Source organism: Secundilactobacillus malefermentans DSM 5705 = KCTC 3548 (assembly GCF_001436395.1).
GTDB classification, from domain to species: Bacteria; Bacillota; Bacilli; order Lactobacillales; family Lactobacillaceae; genus Secundilactobacillus; species Secundilactobacillus malefermentans.
Genome location: NZ_AZGJ01000084.1, coordinates 1 through 3,554, shown reverse-complemented (window position 1 = coordinate 3,554; position 3,554 = coordinate 1). Strand labels below are relative to the sequence as shown.

The 3,554-nt window shown below is 41.0% G+C and carries 4 protein-coding genes and 2 pseudogenes; 2 read left to right on the top strand and 4 right to left on the bottom strand.

What is annotated here, in order from left to right:
* Both FD44_RS09630 and FD44_RS09625 read left to right on the top strand, forming a co-directional pair.
* A partial coding sequence (locus tag FD44_RS09630) for an IS30 family transposase (protein WP_156656224.1) occupies nt 1–267 on the top strand: 267 nt, incomplete at its 5' end.
* A 287-nt stretch (nt 268–554) separates the two neighbouring features.
* Nucleotides 555–1,760, top strand: coding sequence for an NAD(P)/FAD-dependent oxidoreductase (locus FD44_RS09625; RefSeq protein WP_002825823.1), 1,206 nt, complete (start codon nt 555–557; stop codon nt 1,758–1,760).
* Nucleotides 1,761–1,919: 159 nt separating this feature from the next.
* On the opposite strand, the gene FD44_RS10795 is transcribed toward FD44_RS09625, so the two are convergent.
* The 4 genes and pseudogenes from FD44_RS10795 to FD44_RS09615 form a co-directional block, all read right to left on the bottom strand.
* On the bottom strand, nt 1,920–2,348 hold the full coding sequence (locus FD44_RS10795) for an IS3 family transposase (protein WP_225350461.1): 429 nt from the start codon (nt 2,346–2,348) through the stop codon (nt 1,920–1,922).
* A 480-nt stretch (nt 2,349–2,828) separates the two neighbouring features.
* Entirely contained in the window at nt 2,829–3,116 is a 288-nt protein-coding gene (locus FD44_RS10790; RefSeq protein ID WP_231952026.1) for a transposase, read from the bottom strand.
* 87 nt (nt 3,117–3,203) lie between these two features.
* A pseudogene (locus FD44_RS10785) lies at nt 3,204–3,284 on the bottom strand (transposase); the annotation flags it as partial.
* 21 nt (nt 3,285–3,305) lie between these two features.
* Nucleotides 3,306–3,554: pseudogene (locus FD44_RS09615) on the bottom strand (DDE-type integrase/transposase/recombinase); the annotation flags it as partial.

Below are 3,554 nucleotides of genomic sequence, written 5' to 3'. Positions count from 1 at the left end.
ACCATTACTTTTGATAACGGTGCCGAGTTCTCAAGCTTGAGCCAAGTGGCGGGAACGGACATCTACTTTGCCCATCCTTATTCACCATGGGAACGCGGAACCAATGAGAACACTAACGGCCTTTTGCGCGAGTTCTTCCCGAAGGGTAGATCCTTGGTTTTGGCCTCACTCATTGATATTCAGCTGGCTCAGGATACCTTAAACAACCGGCTGCGGTGGTCATTAAACTATCGTTGCCCAGCCGATCTAATGCCTGAACTAGCTTAGCAACTAGACCACTTCTAAGAATAGATTCTTAGTGTTGCACTTGATTTGACAATTGAGGCCTTAAAAATTGAGGTTTTTTAATTAAAATAATATTATTTTATGCTGTGTTATCCGCAATTCTAAATCTGGATCATAGTGATATTTGATAGCTTTGTAGCAGTATGTAAATAAAATTATTATTCTGATAAAAGCAAGCAACGATTGACAATTCTGAGCGTTATTTTTCGAATCATGGCGTTTTTATATTACAATGATCCTAGAAAAAGTAAAGTTATGGAGGCGATTAGATGAGTGATTTGGATCAGACAAACAGCTATCGATACGTCATTGTTGGTGGCGGAGTGGTTGCTGGCTATGCCATCAAGGGAATTCGACAGGAAGATTCAGAGGGTGAGATCTTAATTATTTCGCAAGAGGCGGATGTCCCATATGAACGACCGGCACTGAGTAAAAAACTATGGCTAGATGATGAATTCACTGAAGAGAACATTCAGATTGGTGCTGAAAATTATCCCAATGTGACTTTTAAGTTCAAGACAACGGTTACGGCTATTAATCGGCAAGATAAGGTCATTACATTGGCCGATAGTGAGCAAATCAAGTATGAACAGCTATTGCTAGCAACTGGCGGAGAACCTAGACAAATCCAGGGACCTTCTGATCCACATGTGCTAGTCTTTAGACAGTGGTCAGATTATCGCAAGTTACGTAAATTTAGTGGTCCGAACAAGCGAGTTGTGATCATTGGTGGTGGATATGTTGGTACAGAGCTCGCATCGTCACTGACCCAAAATGAGACTGAAGTTACGATGATTTTTCCAGAAAAAGCGCTGGGTGAGGGTAAATTTCCTGAGTCTATTCGGACTGAGTATGAAGCCACGTTCAAACGCAATGGTGTCACACTGATGAGTGGTCAGTTTGTCCAATCATATCAACGCCAAGGTGACCACTTGACTCTATTGACAAAGGATGGTACGGTGATCGCGGCCGATACGATCATTGTTGGGTTAGGCGTTACGCCGCGGATTAGTTTAGCTGAAGACAGTTGTTTGGATTTAGCTGATGGTGGTGTGAAAGTTAATGAGTATCTCAATACTAGTGACCCAGCCATCTGGTCTGCTGGAGATATTGCCTCTTATCCAGATCACATCTTGGGTCGGCAACGGATTGAGCACGTGGACCATGCCCGACTTTCTGGTGAATTAGTTGGCCGTAATATGGCAGGTGCTCACATGAGCTATCAGCATACCCCATACTTCTATTCCATGATTTTTGATATTTCCTGGCAAGCAATCGGTAATATTGATCCTAAATTGCAATTGATTTTTGATCGGCGAACGCATGGATCGCTTGTCTATTTCATAGATACCGATAAGTTAGTTGGTGTTTTAGTTTGGAATGTTAAGGTGAATCTTGATGATGTTCGCGCATTGCTTGCGAACGCTCCAGCTACAGATGATCTGGTGGGCTCCATTCGAGAGAAGAAGGCTTAGTATCTGGATGAGATATCGGTGAATCATTGCGTCATCACGAATGTACTTTAGAACAAAATGGCCATCATTAACGATGGCTCAGTAGCAAATAAAAACTAGCCTTGAGTCATTTTAAAGTGCATGAAGTGCAACACAAAAGTTAGACAAAAGTAAATATTATTATGCCGCTAAGGTATGTTCTCGATATTCACACGGGGACATACCCTTTGTTTTTGATGAGATTCGTCGGTAATTGAACCAATTAACATATTCTAAAGAAACTGCTTTTAATTCGGCTAAGCCTTTACACGGTGGGAATCCAGCCAAACATTCGGTCTTATAAAGGTGAAAAAAGCTTTCAATCGGGGCATTATCATGACAATTTCCCTTGCGGGACATACTTTGGATAAATTCATGTTCAGATAATTTTTTTGTATAGGAATCTAGTTGGTAATGCCATCCTTGATCGGAATGAGTGATGGGTTGAACATTACTTGGTAACTTATTGATTAATTCATCAACGGTCTTGGTTATTAGAATGCAATTGGGACTATTACTGATTTGAAATGCTAAAATTTCCTTGCTGGCCTCGTCGGTAATAGCTGAGATATAAGCCCATCGTGGTTCGCTAAGCGAATTTGCGTAATATCTGTATGGAGTACTATATAAGGCTTAGCCTGTTTAAAGTCTTGTTCCAAGAGATTTTCGGTGATCTTACCGACGGTACCCTTATAAGAGGAATATTTACTACTGTTCTTGTTCCGGTTATAAAGACTCACTTGTACGCCCAATTCATCCATTAGTCGGCGTACAACCGCATCTGCGATATGAACATCAAGCTTAATTAGTTCATCTTGAACCCACCGGTAACCGTAGGTTAACCGACCACGATACTTACCATTTTCAGCATATTTATCATTATGATTTTTGATCCTTTTACGTTCATCATGATGCGTGGCCTTCTTAAGCCCAATGGCACTAAGTATATCGCCAATTCTATAACGTTGTTTCTTGGGTAACTTGACTTGATCCGCCCTGATCTGATCAACTATTTCTTTTTTTTGATGCCCTTTGAAGGTCCGAACAGGGTCATTGATTTTTTAGGATGTCATTCTCCAACTTTGTGTCATAGAATTCCTGATTCTTTTGAGCGATCTCGCTTCGTAAACGCTCGATTTCACTCTGTTTTTCTAATTGACGAATCTGTTTTTTAGAACGTTTCGTTTTGGTTGACCTACCTTTGGGATGAGGCTCTAAGCTAGAATAGCCGTCTCGAATAAGCGTTTTTCGCCAAACACTAATCTGACAGGCTAAAACGTTGTATTTTCCGGCAACCTCGGCTAAAGACTCATCATGAGTTTGGTAGTAGTTTATCACATACCATTTAAATTCTGCCGAGAACTTACGCCGAGTTTTGTACCGCTTAAGTGTTTCAATGCCGTTCAGATGATATTGTTGAAGCCATCGATTAACTTGTCGCTTGGGTAATTGATGATTTCTTGCTAGTTCCGCTCTGGAAGTACCGTCGCTGAGATGTTCATTTATAATTTGAGCTTTTACAATCTACCTTAAGACTAAATCAGTAGCCATCTTTTTTGAGAACGAATAGCCGATAATTCGTCGTGAGTGCAGATCCATGATGGTTGATAAGTAACACCAGCCATTACGCTTCGTTTGAATATAGGTCATATCAGCGGTCCATTTTTGATTTAAACCAGTGGTCGAGAAATCCTGCTTAAGCAAGTTGGGACGCTGTTCAACCTTGGTTTTGGAAGCCGAAGCTGCTTTCCATTTATTGACGGTAACGGAGTGGAT

Bases quoted from the DNA above. Each gene is read 5' to 3' on its own strand.
- FD44_RS09625 (WP_002825823.1), top strand. From the start codon at position 555: ATGAGTGATTTGGATCAGACAAACAGCTATCGATACGTCATTGTTGGT.